Source organism: Pararhodobacter sp. (genome assembly GCF_036802785.1).
In the GTDB taxonomy this organism is placed as follows: Bacteria; Pseudomonadota; Alphaproteobacteria; order Rhodobacterales; family Rhodobacteraceae; genus Pararhodobacter.
The window spans coordinates 54,288-73,340 of sequence record NZ_DAIRVN010000004.1 but is presented as its reverse complement, the minus strand read 5'-3'; the positions used below and the strand labels follow the sequence as shown (position 1 = coordinate 73,340).

19 protein-coding genes and 1 tRNA gene are annotated in these 19,053 nt (G+C 65.4%); 5 read left to right on the top strand and 15 right to left on the bottom strand.

From position 1 onward, the window contains the following. The first annotated feature begins 6 nt into the window (after positions 1 to 6). Positions 7 to 219, top strand: coding sequence for a DUF4169 family protein (locus V7Q53_RS03115; RefSeq protein ID WP_333826916.1), 213 nt, complete (start codon positions 7 to 9; stop codon positions 217 to 219). A 284-nt stretch (positions 220 to 503) separates the two neighbouring features. Here V7Q53_RS03115 and V7Q53_RS03110 read toward each other — a convergent pair whose 3' ends face one another. The 3 genes from V7Q53_RS03110 to V7Q53_RS03100 form a co-directional block, all read right to left on the bottom strand. Beyond that, on the bottom strand, positions 504 to 1,895 hold the full coding sequence (locus V7Q53_RS03110; protein ID WP_333826915.1) for a glutamine synthetase family protein: 1,392 nt from the start codon (positions 1,893 to 1,895) through the stop codon (positions 504 to 506). Beyond that, positions 1,888 to 3,276, bottom strand: coding sequence for an aspartate aminotransferase family protein (locus V7Q53_RS03105; protein WP_333826914.1), 1,389 nt, complete (start codon positions 3,274 to 3,276; stop codon positions 1,888 to 1,890). The genes V7Q53_RS03110 and V7Q53_RS03105 overlap by 8 nt, the downstream gene beginning before the upstream one ends. A 133-nt stretch (positions 3,277 to 3,409) precedes the next feature. Beyond that, a complete protein-coding gene (locus V7Q53_RS03100; protein WP_333826913.1) occupies positions 3,410 to 4,261 on the bottom strand; it encodes an urea carboxylase-associated family protein in 852 nt (283 codons plus the stop codon). Between the two features lie 190 nt (positions 4,262 to 4,451). Here V7Q53_RS03100 and V7Q53_RS03095 point away from each other — a divergent pair, with 190 nt between their 5' ends. The 4 genes from V7Q53_RS03095 to V7Q53_RS03080 all read left to right on the top strand — a co-directional run bounded on the left by V7Q53_RS03095 (position 4,452) and on the right by V7Q53_RS03080 (position 12,224). Continuing rightward, positions 4,452 to 8,603: a PAS domain S-box protein gene (locus V7Q53_RS03095; protein ID WP_333826912.1), complete on the top strand. Its 4,152-nt coding sequence runs from the start codon at positions 4,452 to 4,454 to the stop codon at positions 8,601 to 8,603. Continuing rightward, positions 8,600 to 10,627 (top strand): hydantoinase/oxoprolinase family protein, encoded by a 2,028-nt coding sequence (locus V7Q53_RS03090; RefSeq protein WP_333826911.1) that lies wholly within the window; start codon positions 8,600 to 8,602, stop codon positions 10,625 to 10,627. The genes V7Q53_RS03095 and V7Q53_RS03090 overlap by 4 nt, the downstream gene beginning before the upstream one ends. 97 nt (positions 10,628 to 10,724) lie before the next feature. Continuing rightward, positions 10,725 to 10,812 (top strand) — tRNA-Ser (locus tag V7Q53_RS03085). Positions 10,813 to 10,955: 143 nt separating this feature from the next. After that, complete coding sequence (locus V7Q53_RS03080; RefSeq protein WP_333826910.1) at positions 10,956 to 12,224, top strand: DUF6538 domain-containing protein; 1,269 nt, start codon at positions 10,956 to 10,958, stop codon at positions 12,222 to 12,224. Between the two features lie 198 nt (positions 12,225 to 12,422). Here the strand turns inward: V7Q53_RS03080 and V7Q53_RS03075 are convergent, their stop codons facing one another. From V7Q53_RS03075 to V7Q53_RS03020, 12 genes are read right to left on the bottom strand one after another with little or no spacing between them, the layout of a single operon-like run. Next, positions 12,423 to 12,551, bottom strand: coding sequence for a hypothetical protein (locus V7Q53_RS03075; RefSeq protein ID WP_333826909.1), 129 nt, complete (start codon positions 12,549 to 12,551; stop codon positions 12,423 to 12,425). Positions 12,552 to 12,567: 16 nt separating this feature from the next. Next, positions 12,568 to 12,837: a hypothetical protein gene (locus tag V7Q53_RS03070; RefSeq protein WP_333826908.1), complete on the bottom strand. Its 270-nt coding sequence runs from the start codon at positions 12,835 to 12,837 to the stop codon at positions 12,568 to 12,570. A gap of 15 nt (positions 12,838 to 12,852) precedes the next feature. Then, the gene (locus tag V7Q53_RS03065; protein WP_333826907.1) at positions 12,853 to 13,125 is read right to left on the bottom strand and encodes a DUF4031 domain-containing protein; all 273 of its coding nucleotides are present in this window, start codon (positions 13,123 to 13,125) and stop codon (positions 12,853 to 12,855) included. Continuing rightward, the gene (locus V7Q53_RS03060; protein ID WP_333826906.1) at positions 13,122 to 13,592 is read right to left on the bottom strand and encodes a hypothetical protein; all 471 of its coding nucleotides are present in this window, start codon (positions 13,590 to 13,592) and stop codon (positions 13,122 to 13,124) included. Before V7Q53_RS03060 ends, V7Q53_RS03065 begins: the two co-directional genes overlap by 4 nt. Continuing rightward, positions 13,589 to 14,308 carry a hypothetical protein gene (locus tag V7Q53_RS03055; protein WP_333826905.1) on the bottom strand — a complete coding sequence of 240 codons (720 nt, stop codon included), beginning with the start codon at positions 14,306 to 14,308 and terminating at the stop codon, positions 13,589 to 13,591. Before V7Q53_RS03055 ends, V7Q53_RS03060 begins: the two co-directional genes overlap by 4 nt. Beyond that, complete coding sequence (locus tag V7Q53_RS03050; protein ID WP_333826904.1) at positions 14,305 to 14,502, bottom strand: hypothetical protein; 198 nt, start codon at positions 14,500 to 14,502, stop codon at positions 14,305 to 14,307. Before V7Q53_RS03050 ends, V7Q53_RS03055 begins: the two co-directional genes overlap by 4 nt. Further along, entirely contained in the window at positions 14,499 to 16,652 is a 2,154-nt protein-coding gene (locus V7Q53_RS03045; RefSeq protein WP_333826903.1) for a DNA cytosine methyltransferase, read from the bottom strand. The genes V7Q53_RS03050 and V7Q53_RS03045 overlap by 4 nt, the downstream gene beginning before the upstream one ends. Continuing rightward, positions 16,652 to 16,903 (bottom strand): hypothetical protein, encoded by a 252-nt coding sequence (locus V7Q53_RS03040; RefSeq protein ID WP_333826902.1) that lies wholly within the window; start codon positions 16,901 to 16,903, stop codon positions 16,652 to 16,654. The genes V7Q53_RS03045 and V7Q53_RS03040 overlap by 1 nt, the downstream gene beginning before the upstream one ends. Beyond that, a complete protein-coding gene (locus V7Q53_RS03035) occupies positions 16,900 to 17,112 on the bottom strand; it encodes a hypothetical protein (protein ID WP_333826901.1) in 213 nt (70 codons plus the stop codon). Before V7Q53_RS03035 ends, V7Q53_RS03040 begins: the two co-directional genes overlap by 4 nt. Then, complete coding sequence (locus V7Q53_RS03030; RefSeq protein WP_333826900.1) at positions 17,109 to 17,672, bottom strand: HNH endonuclease; 564 nt, start codon at positions 17,670 to 17,672, stop codon at positions 17,109 to 17,111. The genes V7Q53_RS03035 and V7Q53_RS03030 overlap by 4 nt, the downstream gene beginning before the upstream one ends. Beyond that, a complete protein-coding gene (locus V7Q53_RS03025) occupies positions 17,659 to 18,483 on the bottom strand; it encodes a phage Gp37/Gp68 family protein (protein ID WP_333826899.1) in 825 nt (274 codons plus the stop codon). The genes V7Q53_RS03030 and V7Q53_RS03025 overlap by 14 nt, the downstream gene beginning before the upstream one ends. Continuing rightward, positions 18,476 to 18,952: a hypothetical protein gene (locus V7Q53_RS03020; protein ID WP_333826898.1), complete on the bottom strand. Its 477-nt coding sequence runs from the start codon at positions 18,950 to 18,952 to the stop codon at positions 18,476 to 18,478. Before V7Q53_RS03020 ends, V7Q53_RS03025 begins: the two co-directional genes overlap by 8 nt. Positions 18,953 to 19,053: the final 101 nt, after the last annotated feature.

Genomic DNA, 19,053 nt, shown 5'->3' with positions numbered 1-19,053 from the left:
CAGCGCATGACCGGGATCATCAACCTCCGGCAGAAACGAAAGCAGGCGGCCCGCGCGGCCGCCCGCAAAACCGCCGATGAAAACGCCGCGCGCTTCGGCCAGACGAAACACCTGCGCAACCTGACCAAGGCCCGTACTGATCAGGCTGACCAAAAGCTTGATGGCCACAAGCTGGATGATCACCTCCCCGGCACGCCCCCGGAAAACCCGCCCTCCTGACGCGCCGCCCTGACCTGCCACCCAGACCTGCCGCCTTCATCTTGCCAAAAAATACGCGCAGGGGTGAATGGCCGCAGGCCAGAGGGGGCGGCAGCCCCCTTCTCTTCAGACCCTGAACCCCGGGCACGCGGCGGCAGATGCCCTGCGCCGCCACCGGCGCCCCCATGCAGGATCGTCGCCCACCAGCCAGATCGCCCGCGTCCCGTTCTCCGCCCTCTGCCTCTGATCACAGCGTAATACACACCGGGGGGCGAGGGGGCCGTTCGCCCCCCGATCCCGGCAGATCACACACGGTGCAGATAAAGCTCGAAATCCACCTCCGGTATCGCGCGCGCCACGCGGGCGAACTCCGCCTCCTTCACGGCGATAAAGGTGCGGTGCATCTCCGCGCCCAGAGCATCCTTCAGAAACGCTGAATCGCGCGCCATGCCGATCGCCGCGCGCCAGTCCCGGGGAATCGCAAAACGCGCCGCCTCGGCATAGCCGTTGCCCGTGGTCTGCGGCCCCGGATCAACCTTCCCCTCCAGCCCGCGCCGGATACCCGCCAGCACCACCGCGCCCACCAGATACGGGTTGGCATCCACCCCCGAGGGCCGGTGCTCGATCCGGCGCGCGCGCGCGTCACCCTCCGGGATACGCAGCGCGACCGAGCGGTTGTTCACCCCCCAGCTGGGCGACACGGGTGCATAGCTCTCGCTGGCAAAGCGCCGCCATGAATTGGCATGCGGCGCGAACACCAGCATCGACTCGCCCATCGTTTCAATCAGCCCGCCAAGCGCGTGGCGGATCGTCTCGCTCCAGCCCGCGCCGGGCGCCTCGGCAAAGACATTGCGCCCGGCCCCGTCCTGCAATGAGACATGCAGATGCATCCCCGAACCCGCCTGATCGGCGAAAGGCTTGGCCATGAAACAGGCCACCACCCCATGCGCCCGCGCCTGCGCCCGCACGATCCGCTTCAGCCGCACCAGATCATCAGCGGCCTGCACAATGGCGCTGCGGTAGCGCAGCGTCAGCTCAAACTGGCCCGGCGCATATTCCGAAATCAGCGTCTCCGCCGTGATCCCGGCCTTCCCGGCACCTGCATAGATCGCATCGAACAAGGGCTGCATCCCGTGCAGCGCATCCACCGAATAGACCTCGGTCGCAGCCATCCGGCGGCCATCCGTCAGATTGCGCGCGGGCTGCACCCGGCCCTGCGCGTCGCGCTCACGGTCCAGCAGGAAAAATTCCAGCTCAAACGCCGCCGAGGCCTGCAACCCCATCGCCGCCAGCGCTTCCACCTGACGTGCCAGAACGTGGCGCGGGTCTGACAGCATCGGCGTGCCGTCAAGGTGGTATTGCGCCAGAAACATCTCGGCGCGCGCGGGATCGGTGCCGTGCAGCGCCACCAGCGAACCCGGCACCGGCCAGGCGCGCAGATCGCCGTCGCCCGTATCCCAGATCAGGCCGGTCTCGCCGACATCCTCGCCGCAGATATCCAGCCCCAGAATCGAGATCGGCAGATGCCGCCCCTGCTGAAAAACCGTCATCAGCTCATGGCGCCGGATGATCTTGCCGCGCCCGATCCCGTTGGAATCGTGCAGCAGAATGTCGATCGCCTCAATCTCCGGATGCGCGGCCAGAAAGGCCTCGGCCTCAGCCGGTGTCGCGCCCGAGGGGCAGGTGATCTCAGGCATCCCCGCCCTCCATCCGCAGCTCGGTCACCACCTCGTCAAAAGCCGCCGCCAGCCGGTCGATCTGGCGCTTTTTCGTCACCGGGCTGACCAGCATCATGTTGTGAAACGGCGCGATCAGGCAGCCCCGGTTGACCAGCCCCAGATGCAGCGCGGCCTCCAGTTCCGGCTGATGGGCAAGCGCGGCCTCCGCCCCGTTGTGCAGCGGGCCGGGCGCACAGATGAATTCCACGCGCGCCCCCACCCGCACCACATGCCAGGGCAACCCATGCCGCGCGATCACCGCCGCCAGCCCGCTTTCCAGCCGCGCCGCGCCCGCTTCCATATGGGCATAGGCTTCGGGCGTCATCACCTCGCTCAGCGTGGCTTCCAGACAGGCAAACTGCATCGGATTGCCCGACAAAGTGGTGCCCATCCCCGAATGCCCTGTGGGGCGCGCCGCGTCATAGGCGGCAAAGCGCGCCGCAACCGCGTCGGACAGGCCCCAGACCGCGGCAGGCATGCCCCCGGCCACGCATTTGCCCAGCACGAAGACATCCGGCTCCAGCCCGTGCACCCGCGTATAGCCGCCGGGGCCCGAGGAAATGGTATGCGTCTCATCAATGATCAGCAGCGCGCCATGCGCCCGCGTCAGCCGCCGCAGCCCGTCATGAAAACCAGGCGCGGGCAGAACCATGCAGCTGTTGGTCATCACCGGCTCGCACAGCACCGCCGCCACATCACCGCCCGCGAGCGCCGCTTCCACCGCCGCCAGATCGTTGAACTCCACACAGACCGCGCCTTCGGTCAGATCGAACCCCTGCCCCACCAGCCCGGGCCGCGCCACCGTGCGCCCGCCTTCCAGCGCCACCATCGTGTCCTGCAAGGTGCCATGATAGCAGCCGTTGAACACCAGCACCTTGCGCCGCCCGGTCACCGCCCGTGCCACGCGCAGGGCGTTGCGGTTGGCATCCGTGGCCGTGGTGGCGATCTGCCACTGCATCGCGCCGAACCGCTCCGACAACAGCGCGCCGACCCGCAAGGCGGCCTGCGTGGGGAGCATGGTGGTCAGCCCCCGCCCCGCCTGCGCCCGGATCGCCCGCGCGACCGGCCGGGGCGAATGGCCGAACATCGCCCCGGTATCGCCCAGACAGAAATCATCCAGCTCAAAACCATCGGCATCTTCCAGCCGCGCCCCTTCAGCCTTTTTCACCACCAGCGCAAAGGGGCTGGGCCAGTCCTTCATCCAGTGCATCGGCACGCCGCCCAGCCAGGCGCCCTGCCCGGCGTCCAGCAACGCCCGGCTGCGCGCGCGCCCCTGAGCAAAGCGCCGGGTTTCGCGGGTATGGAAACCGGCCAGCCGGTCACGGGAAATTCCGGCAATCATCGGTGCGGAGGTGGACATGACGGCTCCATCATAAGGAATAATTTGATCATATTTCACCGCCCTGCCCTTGCCAACGCCTCTTTTTGCCCTTTCACCTGTTCAAAAATATCCTGGGGGTGAATGGGCGCAGCCCAGAGGGGGCAAAGCCCCCTTATATGGTCAGGCCATGCGTCCGCTCATAGCCATTGACCGGCGGCGAGGCCCAGCCCGCCAATGCGCCGGCTTCAGCGGCCATAACCTCCACCAGCAGCGGATGGCACGGGGCGGCGTCCGAGGAATGCTCCGTGCTGCAATCCCCGCCCGGACAGGCTGACAACACGCCCAGCAGGTCGATCTCGGCGAAAAATTCAATCGCATCGCCCCGGCGCGCCGGGCTGGCTTTCATGAAATACTGCCCGGTATCGGCGGTGAAGCCGGTGCACATGAAGACATTGAGCACATCATGCACCATCCGCTCGGCTGTCTCGCGCGGGTAACCCTCACCCACCAGCGCGCGGGTCAGGTTGGAATGGCAGCAATGGTGATAGCTTTCGCCGCCTGACAGCAGAAAATGGGTATGCGGGTCGCAGCGCGTACCGATCACATCATGCACCCGCCCGCCGAACGCATCGGTGCCGTACCAGTCCAGCGTATCGGCAATGATGGTTGCCATGGGGCGCAGATGGGGCAGGTTTGACCAGAGGCGCGCGCCGGTGCTGACATGGGTGCCGTGCAGGGCGCGCGTCTTGCCGGAAAAGAAGCGCTCGTCCGGGTTCTGCGCGTTGAACAGGTTCAGATCGCCCACCTGCGATGCTTCCGGGCAGCTGATGCGGAAGAACTGCCCGGCCCTGACGCGGAATGTCGCGGCCTCGCGTGCAGGGACGGTGACCTGCGCCACCACCCGGGCCTGCGCGCGGGCGCGGGCGTAAAGTGCCAGATCGGGTTGCGGCAGCGTGACGGTGGGATAGCAGATTACCGGGGCGACGGTGCGGCGGGCGTCGGCGTCTTCGGGCGGCCTGGTCATGGCGGGTCTCCTTGCACTCTGATCCCGGCGCAAAACCGGGCCCTGCCGGGTCTGTCCGGGGTGGGGCGGGCTGTTTTTCCCGTGGCAATCATCATACTGCAGCCACAATCCCGCGTTTTATTGATTTTCATCCCAGATGGATGTTCCTAAGCTATTGAAACGGTTGAACCGCTCCGAGTCACGCAAGAACATGTATTCCGCCAACAGCATCGAATTCACCCCCGCACCCGCCGAGGCGGCGCATTTTCCGCTGGTGGTCAGCGCGCTGAACACCTTGCTGCGCGCCGCGCCGGATGAGCTGGATGTGACGATCACCGCGGTGCTTGGCCAGCTTGGGGCGGCCTGCGATGCGCAGCGCGCCTATTTCTTCGTGCGCCGGTCGGGGAGCTGGTTCAACACGCATGAATGGTGCGCGCCGGGCGTGGCCCCTGTGCAGGCGGCGCTGCAAGGCGTTACGCTCAAGGATTTCGAGGAAGCGACAACCGGGCTGGCGCGCGGCAAGGCCGTGCTGGTCAAGGATGTTTCCTCTCTGCCGGACAACCCCTTGCGCGACCTTCTTGCGATGCAGGATATCCGCTCGCTGCTCTGTGTGCCGGTGCTGCGGGACGGTGTGTTCCACGGCTTTCTGGGCTTTGACCGGCTTGGCGAAGGGGCGCCCTTCAACGGTGCCGAGGCCGGGATGCTCTGTGCGCTGACCGACGGGCTTTTGTCAGCCATCGCGCGCCAGCAGGCCGAACAGGCGCTGAAGGGCATGCGAAGGATGCAGGAGGCCACGCTTGAACGCCTGCGCGCGACACTGGCCGCGATGCCTGAACTGGTGCTTGAAATTGATGCCGGGGGGCGCTGCATTGACTACCATTGCTCCGCGCCCGAGCTTTTGTCGGGCGAACCTACCGCGCTTTTGTCGCGCACGCTGGAAGAAACCCTTCCGCCCGAGGTTGCGCGCCTGCAGCGCGCCGCGATGGACGAAGCGCTGGAGAAAGGTGTTTCCCATCCGCCCGACTATATGATCGGCGATCAATGGTATCGCCTGACCGTTGCGCGGGTCGCTGATGCCGGGAAGGCCCATGGTTTCGTCTTCCGTATCCGCGATGTCACGGCCGAGCGGGCGCGCGAGAACGAGAATGCGCTGCTGATCGAAATCACGCGGCGGATGACCAACCACGCCATGGTGCTGGATGAAGAGGGCCTGATCTTCTGGGTGAATCCTGCCTTTGAGCAGCGCACCGGCCTGAAGCTGAGCGCGCTGCGCGGCCATACCTTTGACGCCCCCCTTCTGGCGCAGGGCGCCGACCCTGCCACCATCCATCTGCTGCTGGCCGCCCTCGCCCGGCGCGAACCTTTCCAGACCGAGCTGCTTTTGCGCCTCAACGAGGGCGCCGGATACTGGGCCGATGTCGCGTTGCAACCGCTGACCGGGAAGAACGGCAGCTTTCAGGGCTCGCTGCTGATCGGCACCGACATAACCGAACGCAAGAAGAACGAGGCCGAGCTCAAGCGCCTTGCCAGCGAAACCGCCGCCGCCCATACCCGCCTGCATGAGGCGATCGAAGCGCTGCATGACGGGTTCGTGCTGTTTGACCGCGATGACCGGCTGGTCATGTGCAACACCCGCTACCGCGAAATCAATGCCGGGATCGCCGACATCATCCGCCCCGGCGTCTCGCTGCCCGAGATCATCGAAGCCGCCGCCGCGCGCGACCTTTACGTGGCCGAGGGGGCCAGCGTGCGCGAACATGCCGATGCGCTGATCAGCACCGTCAACAAGACCGACACGATGTACTGGGGTGAGCTGCGCTATCGCGACGGGCAGATCATCGGCGTGCGGGCGACGCGCATGGCGGATGGCAGCCATGTGGGGTTGCGCAGCGACATCACCGCCATGCGCCACGCCGAACAGCGGCTCAACAACATCATCCGCGGTGCCCGTGTCGGCACATGGGAGCTGGACCTGACCACCTTTTCGCAGGAGGTGAACGCCTATTGGCGCGAGGTGCTGGGCTTTGATGCCGGGGCTTCCCTGACCGTTCCGCGCAGCGAATGGGTCAGCCTGATCCACCCGGATGACGACCGTCGCACGCGGGCGCTGCTTGGCAATGTGCTGCGCGGCGAAACTGACAGCCTTGAAGTTGAAATCCGCCTGCGGCACCGCAAGGGCCATTGGGTTCATATTCTGACCCGCGGGCAGGTTATCACCCGCGATGCCACCGGCAAGGCGCTGAAGATGAGCGGCGTTGATATCGACATCTCGGAACGCCGCCGCGCCGAAGAGCGGCTGAGCACCATCCTTGACGCCGCCGCCGTCGGCACCTGGCAACTTGATGCCGTTACCGGCGAAGTGGTGATCGACGATCAGTATGCCGCCATGCTGGGTTACCAGCGCGAGGAACTGACGCCGATGAGTCAGGCGCTGTTCGAAGCGAATGTTCATCCCGATGACCTGGCGCTGCTGCAGGCCAATGTCGCCTCGCTCTATGAGGTCGGCAGCAACCGGACGATGCATGAATTCCGCATGCGCCACCGCGACGGCCACTGGGTCTGGATTCTGTCCAAGACGCGGGTGCTGGGCTGGGTCAGCCCGGGTGTGCCCGCCGCGGAAAGCGGTGTCCATATCGACATCACCGAGAACAAGCAGCGCGAATTTGCCCTGATCGAGGCCCGCGAGGCGCTGGAAAAGGCGCTGGAGGCGCGCCGCGCGGCTGAAAAGCGCATCGCCGATATCGCCGAGGTCACCGATGACTGGTTCTGGGAGCAGGATGCCGAGGGGCGCTTTTCCTATGTTTCCAGCGGCTTTGACCGGGCGACCGGGCTGAGCCGCGCGCGCATCATGGGCAAGCGGCGCAGCGAGATCGGTCTGGCCGCGGATGCCGCCCGCAGCGCCGACTGGGCAGAGCTGGACCGCAAGATTGCCGCGCATGAGCCCTTCACCGATTTCATCTACCGTGTCACCCATGATAAGGCGGGCGCGCCGCTCTATGTCCGCGTCAGTGGTGCGCCGCATTTTGACACCGACGGCCGGTTTCTGGGGTATCGGGGGGTCGGCACCAATGTCAGCGCGCTGATGGCCGCCACCGAGCGCGCGGAAGCGGCCAGTCAGGCGAAATCGCGCTTTCTGGCGAATATGAGCCATGAGCTGCGCACCCCCCTGACCGGCGTTCTGGGCATGGCCGAGCTGCTGGGCGAGCGGGTGACCGATGCCGGGCAGCGCCGGATGCTGGAAACCATCCGCGAATCCGGCGAGGGGTTGCTGACCATTCTCAACGACATTCTTGATCTGGCCAAGATCGAGGCGGGCAAGATGGCGATCGAGCTGCAGCCCTTTGCCCCGGAGGCCGAGGCGCAGCGCGTCCACACGCTGTTTGCCAGCCGCGTTCAGGCAAAGGGGCTGCGGCTGGTGGTGGAAACAGCGCCGGAATGCGCGCAGCTGCGCATGGGCGATGCCCACCGCATCCGCCAGATCCTGAACAACCTGATTAGCAACGCGATCAAGTTTACCGAGACCGGCACGATCAGCGTTTCCTTCCGCATCGCGCCGGAGGACATGCTGAGCGTCGAGGTGCAGGATACCGGCATCGGCATGACCGCCGAACAGGCGGAAAAGGTTTTCGACGAGTTCGAGCAGGCCGAGGGATCTACCGCGCGGCGCTTCGGGGGCACCGGGCTGGGCCTGTCGATCACCCGCCGGCTGGTGCATCTGATGGGTGGCCAGATCACCATCGACAGCCGTCTTGGCGAAGGGACGCGGGCCTGTGTGCACCTGCCCGCCCCGGCGGCTGGCACCGCCCCGCCGCCAGCCGCCGGTCAGGACCGCGATCTGTCAAGCCTGCGGGTTCTGGTGGCCGATGACAACCGCACCAACCGCTTCATCCTGAACGCCATGCTGACCGGGCTGGGTGTGTCGGTCACGCTGGCCGAGAACGGCCAGATTGCGCTGGAAACCTACCGCCCCGGTGCCTTCGATCTCTTGTTGCTGGACATCTCGATGCCGGTGCTTGACGGGGTCAGCGCGCTTGCCGCGATCCGCGCGCTTGAGGCCGAAGCGGGCGCGGCGCAAACGCCAGCGCTGGCGGTGACCGCCCATGCGATGCAGCATCAGGTGCAGGAGTATCTGGCCAGCGGTTTCAGCGGGCATATCGCCAAACCCTTCCGCCGCGCCACGCTGGAGAACGCGCTTGCTCAGCATGCGCCCGCCCGAATCGTCACCAACCGGAACGCCTCTGACCAGTCTGTCATCACGGAGGCAGCGGGCGGTGCCACGCCGCTTGCCGTGGCGCAAGAAAGCAGCGAGCAACACATCAGGCATCAACGCAGCAGGCGCGAAGAAGGCAGGCGGGGCAATTGAGCATTTTCCTTGGGGTGGATACCGGCGGCACCTATACTGATGCCGTCCTGCTGGATGACGCGCGCCAGAAGGTGATCGCGCATGCCAAGGCGCTGACCTCAAGGCCGGATCTGTCGCAAGGCATCGGCGGTGCCATCGACGCGGTTCTGGCGCAGGGCGAGGGCGTGGCGCCGGGTGACATCGCGCTGGTTTCCCTGTCCACGACGCTGGCCACCAACGCCCTTGTCGAGGGTCAGGGCGGGCGCGTGGCGCTGATTCTTGTGGGTTTTGACGCCACAGAGCGCACCCGCGCGGGCCTGACCGAGGCGCTGGCGGGCGATCCGCTGATCGAGCTTGCAGGCGGGCACGGCCATGCGGGCGAGGCCCGCGCCCCTCTCGATCTGCCCGCGCTGGAGGCCGCGCTGACCGCGCTGCCCAGGGGAATCACCGGCATCGCCGTTGCCAGCGCCTTTGCCACGCGCAACCCGGCGCATGAAAACGCGGTCCGCGCGGTGATCCGCGCCCGCACCGGGCTGCCCGTCACCTGCTCGCACGAGCTTTCCGCCGCGCTGGGCGGGCCAAAACGCGCGCTGACCGCGCTGCTCAATGCGCGGCTGATCGCAATGATCGACCGGCTGATCACTGCCTGCGAAACCCATCTGGCACGGCGCGGTATTGCGGCGCCGCTGATGGTGGTGCGCGGTGACGGCGCGCTGGTTTCCGCCGCGATGGTGCGTGAAAAACCCATCGAGACCATTCTTTCCGGCCCCGCCGCCTCGGTCGCCGGGGCAAGCTGGCTGACCGGCGAGCGCGATGCGCTGGTCGCCGATATCGGCGGCACCACCACCGATGTCTGCCTGCTGCGCGATGGTCGCCCGGCGATTGACCCCGAGGGCGCGCAGGTCGGCGCCTTCCGCACCATGGTCGAGGCGGTGGCGATGCGCACCACCGGGCTGGGCGGCGACAGCGAGGTGCATGTGCTGGACGGGCTGGCGACCGCCCTCAGGCTGGGACCGCGCCGCATGATGCCGGTCTCGTTGGCGGCAACCCTCTATCCCGCGCTGGTGCATGGCGCGCTCGATGATGCCCTCAGCCGTGACCCCGTGCCCGAAGACGCCGCCCGCTTTGCCGTCGCACTGTTCACCACCCTGCCCGAAGGCCTGCCACCGCGCGAGCAGGCGCTGGCCGAGCGGCTTCTGGCCGGGCCACAGCGCCTTTCCACGCTCCTGCGCAGCCGGATCGAAGGCCCGGCCCTGACCCGGCTGGTGGCGGGCGGACAGGCGCTGCTTTGCGGCGTCACGCCCAGCGACGCGGCCCATGTCCTGGGCCGCCAGACCGGCTGGGACACGGGGGCAGCGGAGAAAGCCCTGACCCTGCTCGCCCGGCGACGCAGCGGCAGCGGCACAAGGCTGGCCCCGGACGGCGCAGCCATGGCACAGGCGATCATCGACCAGCTGACCCGGCAATCGGTTGACTGCCTGCTGGAGGCCGCCTTTGCCGAAGAGGCCGGGCAATGGCAGCACCCCCCCGAAGTGCTGGCGCGGCACGAATTGCTGCATGCGGGGCTGGCGCAGCAGGCCGGTCTGGCGCAGCGCGCGAGCCTTGTGACGCTCAGCGCACGTCTTGCCGCGCCGGTCATCGCGCTGGGGGCTTCGGCCGGGTGCTATTACGGCGCCATCGCGGAACGGCTGGGCGCGCGGCTGGTGGTGCCCGGGCACGCGGGCGTGGCGAATGCCATCGGCGCGGTGGTCGGTCAGGTCGCCATGCATGCCGAGGGCACGGTCACCTGCCCTGCCCCGGGCCGGTTCGTCGCCCATCTCACCACCGGCCCCGCCGCCTTCCCCTCCGCCGCTCTGGCCATTGCCAGGCTTGAGGCCGATCTGCGCGCACAGGCCAGCGCAAGCGCCGCGCGCGCCGGCGTCACCACGCCACGCCTGCAGCTTGAACGCGACGACATTCTCGCCGAAGTGGAGGGCCAGTCAATGTTCATCGAATCCCGCCTGCGCGTCACCGCCTCAGGCCGCCCGCGTATTGCAACAGGCTAGCGTCCGACATCTTGCGATGGCGCGGACAGAGCGTTAGAAGCAGCCAGACGGAAGACGAACCGGCCCGCCAAAAGCGCCGGTTCTGACAACCGGCGACGGAAGGGTGGCAGAGTGGTCGATTGCACCGGTCTTGAAAACCGGCGATGTGAAAGCATCCGTGGGTTCGAATCCCACCCCTTCCGCCAATTTTTTTTGACAAAATACAGCCAAAACAATCGGTTAGATGGAATTACCCCTCCCCCGGCCGAATTTTTGCTGCACAATTCGTTACATTTTGCTGCACAATCGCTGTCTTGATTTGCATCTCATGGCGGGGCATAAACGCGCCATGAAGTTCACGCGCAGAAACGGCCATCTCCATTTCAGACGCAGGGTTCCCCGGCGGTTCGTTGATGTCGAGCCCCGCGAATACGTCTGGATCAGCCTGCACACGGACCTTGAGGACGTGGCCCGGCGCAAGGCGCCTGCTGTCTGGGATGAGATGCTGGAGGCGTGGGAGGCAAAGCTCCACGGGGCCACAGATGACGCTGAGAAGCGATTTGAGGCGGCCAAAGAGCTTGCCGCGGTGCGCGGCTACCGCTACCTGCCCGCTGCCGATGTGGCGAGGCTGCCGCGCCAGCAACTCTTTGATCGCATCGAGAAGACCATGCGCGCCGATGGCAAGCTGGACATGCCCGAAGCGCGGGCCATCCTGGGCGGAGCGCCCAAGCCTGAAATCACAGTCAAACGGGCGCTCGAACTGTTCTGGGATTTGGCCGCAGACAGGACTTCCGGCAAGAGCGAGGATCAGATCAGGCGCTGGGAAAACCCGCGCAAGAAGGCCATCACGAACCTCATCGCCGTGATCGGCAACAAGCCCATCGCCGATATCACTGCCGACGACATGCTGGAGTTCCGGCAATGGTGGTTCGAGAAGATCCGCGCCGAAGGGCTGACGGCCAACAGCGCGAACAAAGACCTGAGCCACATCGGGAATATCCTGCGCACCGTGAACAAGATGAAGCGGCTTGGCCTTGATCTGCCCCTGTCCGATCTGACCCTGAAGGAAGGCGAGAAGAAAACCCGCCCCGCCTTCTCCCTTGATTGGATCAAAGGAACTATACTCGCCAAGGGCGCGCTGGATGGCCTCAACGCCGAAGCGCGGGCGATCCTGCTGGGCATGGTGAACACGGGCTACAGACCATCTGAGGGCGCCGGGCTCACCGCCGCGCAGATCAAGCTGGACCATGACGTGCCTCACATCTCGATCGAGCCGGTCGGCCGCCAACTGAAAAGTCAATACGCCCGGCGCAAGATACCGCTGCTGGGTGTCAGCCTAGACGCATTCAAGGCATTCCCCAATGGCTTCCCACGATACAGGGATAGCGCATCACTGTCGGCCACCATCAACAAATTCATGCGCGAGAACGGGCTATTGGAAACGCCTGGACACAGCCTTTACTCGCTGCGTCACAGTTTCGAAGACCGGATGCTTGCGGCCGGAATAGACGAACGGATCAGGCGCGACGTTTTCGGGCACAGCCTGAACCGCGAACGCTATGGACAGGGCGCTAGTCTGAAACAGGTGCGGGATCTGCTGAAACCTCTGGCTCTATGATCGGTTTCCTACCGGCTTCCATTCGCGCAGCGAGGCCGCGAAACTTTCCGGCCTGCCACTGATAGTGCTGCTGCAACTCACGCAAGGCTCTCGCCAGTGTTCCGGCAAACGCCACATGCTCCCATGGCGATTTGGTTCCATGCGAGGCTGACTTGACTTCGTAGGACGCATGGCCCCCTTTCTCTCGCCGTATTACGCTTAGTGTCGAAAGCCGCTCGACTGGATGCCCGTCGCGGTCAGGCGCTCGGGTGTCGACGTCTTGTGAACCGTCCAGCTGTAGCCGGGCATGATCTTCAGCAGATCTTTGCGAAATTCGGCGCTGTTCATAGGGCCTCTCGGGGGGTTAGGTGGACTCGGGTTCGTCGCGGGCTTCGCGCCTGCGGTTGTTCTCGGCATCGAAGCCATGCGCGATAATCTGCGCGGTCAGGATCCATGCATCTGTCGGTATCGCGCGCGGGCGAGTGCAGATGCAAATGTTGCCAGATAGAGAGAAGAAATCACTTCTCCGACAAAGCAGCGCCTCGTTTTGGCAGATGCGGTCCTGAATGAACCAGCCATCAGGGAAGCCGTCTTTGATGATCCGGTCGTTAAATCGCGGCTTCTTTTTCTGCATATCGGCCTCTCGGGGTTAACTGGTTTGCGCCGCCGCGCGGCGGCGTTCGCGGATCAGCAGGCCAAGATCGCGCGAGGTGACTTCCTGCGCGCCCAGCTTGAGCGCCTTTGTGCGCATCGCTTTGCTGATATCGAAATGCTCATACGGCGTTCCGGGCCGCTGGAGCCATTTTCGCTGCACGCCGATGCGATCAGCCATGGCCAGCAGCTCGGCGGTACTGTCTGCCATCATGTGGCACATCATCATGTGGCCGAAAGGGTGGCGCGCGGGATCGACGTAGACGGTCATGCTTCACCGCCCTTCGGCCCGGGCAGAAGCCTGGGCATTTCGCCGGTGTCATAGGCGATGGCGATCCTGCCGCTGACGTGATCAGAGATGGTCAGCCCATCCGGCATCACGACATGCGCCATGAAGGCCTGCTCAAAGGTCTCGATCCCGTCTTCGACGCTGACCAGCTTGGCCTTGATTGACATGGTCATGGCGCGCCACATGCGGCGAACCTCCTGATCGTAGGCAGCTTTCGCCACCGGCGGCGTGCGGGCTTTGCCGGTCGGCGTCCAGCGAAAAGCCTTATCGTCAGGTTCTGGCATGGTCATGCGGAACATGATCTGCCGCCCGCGCGCCTTGAACGCGACAACCGCGCTGCGCCCGTCCTGCCCGATCATGGTGCCCTCGCAGCCGAAGCGCTCCAGCGTGTCTTCTATCTCAGCACGGGACCGCCCGCGCGATACGTTGGTTCCTTTCGCGAAGGTCAAAGCAATTCCCCCTGTCTGGAATCGAGCCGGTCCAGCCAGCGGAACCCGGGTTCTGGCGCGCTGCCATCGGTCGCGCGCACATCGTCGCGGTCCCAGATGAACCACGCGTTCCGCTGGGGCGGCGAGCCTTCGCCGGTGAAGTCGATCTTCCAGCGCATCAGGTAGCACCATGAAAACGGATGCTGATCGAGCATCGCGCCCAGCCCGTTCGCGCGCGCCGCTGGCCAGTCCCATGACAGCAAGAGGGCCAAATAACGCCACCCCGGCATGTCCAGCGTGTGCCGCAGCCATTTGCCGTGGCCGTCTCGGGCGTTGATCAGGTTATAGGGCGGGTTGGTGATGATCGCTCCGCCCCGCGACCGCCGGCATGTGAAGAAATCCGCCTGCCAGCTATCGGGGCATCCCCGGTCGATCAGGTCAGAGGCGCTGCACGGCATGCCGAACGCGCGGATCTCGCGCACCATGGCCCCGTCGCCGCATGCCGGTTCCCATACCGTTCCACACTCCCTGATCCGGTCGCCGTCCACCGCCAGTAGCGCCCGGATCGGATCGGGCTGATTGGTGGCGTAGAAATCATGGTCCCGGCGCTTGTCCTTTTCGAGCGCGCTCTGAGGCAATTCCATGAGCCTGCCTTGCGTCTCCGGGGGCTTCCGGTTGCCCCGGATGGCGCGGAACAGGCTCTTTGCGCTGACGGCGGTGCTGCGGTTCTGGGTCATGCCTCTTCCTCCGGGTATCTGCCCGCAAAGGCCGCGCGCATGGCTTCAAGATGCGGCTTTATTGCCTGCACCTCGCGCAGGACGGGCACGCAGACCACGCGTCCGTTGCGCTCGCAGCGGCAATCACCGGCATAGGTCATGCGACAAAGGGCGATGGCGCTTTCTTCATCGGCGGAAAGTCGCATCTTGGTCATCCTGTGGCCTCCTGCCTTGCCGCCACCAGATGCCCGCAATTCGCCGCCACAATCGCCTCGGCCAGCGGCGGGCAGACGCTGTTTCCACAGCAACTGACCTGCACATCTTTCGAGAACGGCTTGAAGGTGGGTTCCTCGGTGTCCAGCCCCTCCCAGACGCCTTCGATGACGTAATCCGCCGGGAAGCCCTGCGCGTTGAACAACTCGCGCGGGGTGAGCATGCGCAGGCCGATATCGACCACCACGAACTCTGCCCCGTCGATGGTCAGGGTGACGAACTCGCCGCCGTGCCATGCATCTTGCGCGCGCAGGAACTCGGCCACTTCGCGGGCCCGGGCGTGATGCTCGGGTGCGAAGGGCGGCGCGGCAAGCTGGGCCTCGGTATGGGCGAAGCGATCGCGCACAGTCACGGTGTGGGCAGGCTCGTCTTGCCGCGCGCCATCGCCGGTGCCGTAGTATTTGGCGAAGAAGGCAGCGACCGGCGTTTGCTGGCTGCCTGCGGCGGTAACGGTTGAAAGCGGTTCGCGCGGATCGCGGCCCATGTGGCCCTCCATGCGGGGCCCGCCGTTCTGCTGGGCGAGGAAAGCGGCAAAGGGCGCATGTTTAGCCCCGCCCGCCACCACGGTTCCCAGCGGGGCTTGGATATCCAGCGCGCGGGGGGCTTGGCCTTCCCGCTCGCCGTAGCCGGTCTGCACCAGCCCTGCGACCATGACGCTGTTCTGATCCTTCCTGCTGGCGCAGATGGTGTGGTGTGGATCGGTCGCTGCTCTGTTGCCGCCGCCTTGCTGGGCATAGGTCAGAACAGGCGCGATCAGCGCGCTGTGCCCGCCACCAGCCAGCACGGTCGGATGCGGTGCCATCACATCGCAGCTGCGCCGCGCCGTGCCCTTCATCGCCAGCAGATGCGGCTGCACCACGGCATGCTGGATGCCGCCCCGCGTGACCGTACCCAGCGGCTCATTCATCGGGTATTCCCGCCGCCCGCCGCTGTCACCATGGGCGATGCTGGCAAGATAGGGGGACAGAACGCTCAGAGGCGCGGCACCGCCCGGCTTCTTGATCCAGCTGTTCGCCGTAACCGTCGGTGCCGGATCGCGCATATCGCTGCCGGTGGCGCCGCCGTTGAACCGTGTCAGGCTTGGGGCGATCAGCGTCAGGCCAGCACCCCCCGCCGTGATCGTGTGGGTCGGTTCGTCTGCGCCCTGCCATGGCTTCTGGCTGTTGCGCATCGTCGCAATCAAAGGGGCAACCACTGCCTTTTCGCCGCGGTGCGCGCCGGTGATGGTGCGGAAGGGTTCTGCAGCATCTTCCAGCCGTGCGCCGTGCGTCAGGTTCACGATGAACGGGCGTTCACTCTCCAGCACATAGCGCTTCATCCCGCGCGCCACCCGGGCCAGCGTATTGGTCGCCAGCGGGCGCACCGCACGCAGGCCGTGGGTGGCCTTGATCTGCTCTGACGTGTCGAAGATCGACGGGCAAGGCAACGACCAGTCGATGCACTCAGCGGCGGTGCGCCACGGCAGCAGCTTGCCCTTGCGCACCTCGGGTGATTTCGGATCGCCATGCGTAGGCTTCGGCCAGCGGATCGGGCGGCCGTCGCGGCGCGCCACCAGAAACCAGCGCTTGCGGATCGTCGGCGCGCCATAGTCGCAAGCGCGCAGTTCGCGCGACTGGATCTTGTAGCCAGCCTTCTTCAGGCGCTTCAGCCACAGCTCGTATGTGAGCCCGGCCAGTTCCTTGATCGGCTGGCCGTCTTCGCCCACCGGACCCCATGTTACAAATTCCTCGACGTTCTCCATGCAGATCACGTCAGGTTTGACCTTCTCGGCCCAATCGACGACGACCCACGCAAGATCGCGGATATTCCGGTCGCGCGGCGCGCCGCCCTTGGCCTTCGAGAAGTGCTTGCAATCAGGCGAGGCCCAGAGCAGTCCGACATGCCGCCCCTTTGTCACCTCCAGCGGCTCAACGTCCCAGATGTTGCTGTCCAGGTGCAGGGTGTCAGGATGGTTCACGGCATGCAGGGCCAGCGCCGCGGCATTGTGGTTGATCGCCACATCGGGGGAGCGGCCAAGCGCCGCTTCGATGCCGGTGGATGCACCGCCGCCGCCTGCGAAGCTGTCGATGATCATGGGGAGCGGGTCAGTCATCAATCTTCCCCCCAGTATTCCATGTCGCCGTCCGCGCAGGCTTCCGGGCCATCGTCTCGATAGTCGCTGTCAGCCCATGCGATCGCAGCCATTTCACGGGCGTACTCGACGACAGACGCACCATCGTCAAAATGCGTGAACCCGCAGGTTTTCAGAGTGTAATCCACATAGCGCTGGATCCAATCCGTCTCGGCGGCTTCGCGGTTCTCTTCGATCGAACCGGCCTCGGTCTGTTTGCTGGTGTCGGTCATGCGGCAGTTCCTGCGTTGATGGACCGCACATATTCTGCGATCTGCATTGAAAACGCGGCGTCTGCTGGCGCGGCATGCACAGAAAGCAGTGTCCCGCCGCGCCACGCCTCAATCAGCGCGTCAGACAGCGCCAGCCGGTCGCTGACGGAGCCGGTGAGGCGGGCGCGGCGGTCCAGTTCGGTGAGGGTCATGGGGGAAAGGTCAGTCATGCTCGCACCCCCGGCATTTCGCCCCACTCGCGCCCGTCCAGCAGGCGACCGGCGCGGGACCACCGCTCCCCTCTTGCTATCCGCCTTGCATGGCTTTCGGAGATACCAAAGGCGCGGCCAAGTGCGGCTCCGCTTTCACCCTGCGACGATCGCTCCCTCAATGACTTCACGTCCTCCGGTGTCAGCTTGGCTGCATAGTGGTCGCTTCCGCATACCGGTTTCAGCAACCCGCCTTCTACCGCCCGTCGAATGTTCTCACCGCCCGTCACGGATTCCAGATTCGACAGGGCGTTGAACGATTTCCCCATTGGGCCATGGTCAATCTGATGGCCTTCCGGTGGAATACCGTGTGCGGCGATCCACACGACGCGGTGAAGCATCACGTGGACTTGCTTCCCCTCGAAATTCACGCACGCCCGTAGGTAACCCTTGACGGTCGCTGTGCCGATTGGCTTATCCGGCGTGTTTGATTTCGAAGAAAATACCCGCCCTGTCTTGAGGTCCGCCCGCAAGCGCCCAGAAGCCAGAAGCTTCTTGATGATAACATCATTGTTGCGCATTGGGCATCTCCCTCACCATCAGATCATCCGGAATCGGCGGCATCGTGGATTTGCGCGGACCTGCCATTTGCTTCATGAAAAAGGATGTGCCTGCGGCGGCGCATTGGTCGCGCAGAGACCGGCAGGCATCTTCGAAGCCGACCCAAACGCGGGCCTTCTTGCCGCTCTCGCCGCCGACGATCACGAGGTCGAGCCATGCGCGGCCAATGCGGTTGTCTTTCCAGATCGCACTCCAACCATTTGCCCCGTAGGGCCGAAAGTCGCCGTGCGGATCGAGGCTCATAAGATCAACCGGCCCCAGAAGCGGCTCCATGCTCAGGAACCGGATCGCGGCAGGCACCGCCAGAAGCTTGGGAATGTCCCGGTCGGCTTCCTCCTGATTGACCACCGTGCAGCCCAGCCAAACATTGTGCCAGCCCGCGCCCCAGATCGGCGGCAGCATCTTGGCGATGTTGCCGGGGCGCTTGGTCAGGAGCATCCAGTCAAGGTTCGGGGTTGCCTCGATCAGGCGCCAAAGATCATCGCGCCATGCCGGATCAACGGCATTGTCGAACACGTCAGCAAGCGAGGCGCAGAACACCCGGTGGCGCTCTCCCGCCAGCGCAGCCGCCCGATCCCATGCCAGCGGCTTGCGCCAGTTGGCAACGCTTGTACGGCGCCGGGGCGCGCCCGGCCCCCAATGCGTGCCGCCGGTGAAGCGGATATCCCGCGCCTCGGCATAGCAGTTGTCGCAGCCCGGGCCGACCTTCTGGCAACCTTCCCATGGGTTGAAGGTGTGGTGGGTCCATTCGATTGTGCTGTTCTCAGCCACGGGCTTTCTCCATCTGGTCGATGTTCTGGCGGTGAACGGTGAAGGTCAGCGCCACCACCCAAGGGTTCGCGTCCCATGCGTCGGGGCCGTGCAGGCTGTTCCAGAGCGAGCGGTATCCGTCCTTGGCGATGCCTTGCGCCATCATCGCCAGCGTTCCACCCTGCACCCAAGGAAGGCTCACGCCCTCAGCGATCACGTCATCGGTGCTGATCTCCTGCAACCGCTGCACCCGCACGTCCGTGACGATCAGCGTCAGGCGGCTGGCCCAGCGGGGCATGAAGCGGGCATGGCGGTAGCGGCCATTCATGCCTAGTTCGTCGCGGGGGTCTGGCTTCCCGTCAGCCTCGTAGTGGACGGGCCACGGGGAAATCTCGCGTGGCGGATAGGCGTCGTAATCCTTGCTGGCGCGCCAAGCCTCCCGCACCCACAGCCGGTCGCCGGGGGCGTAGGGCAGGCGCTGCGTGTGCATTGTTGTCTCGCCCTGAAATCGGCACTGGAATGCGCCCGACAGCGGGACAGAATAGAACCCGGCAAACGTGCACGGCTCCGGTGGTTGCACAGTTAAGGCCC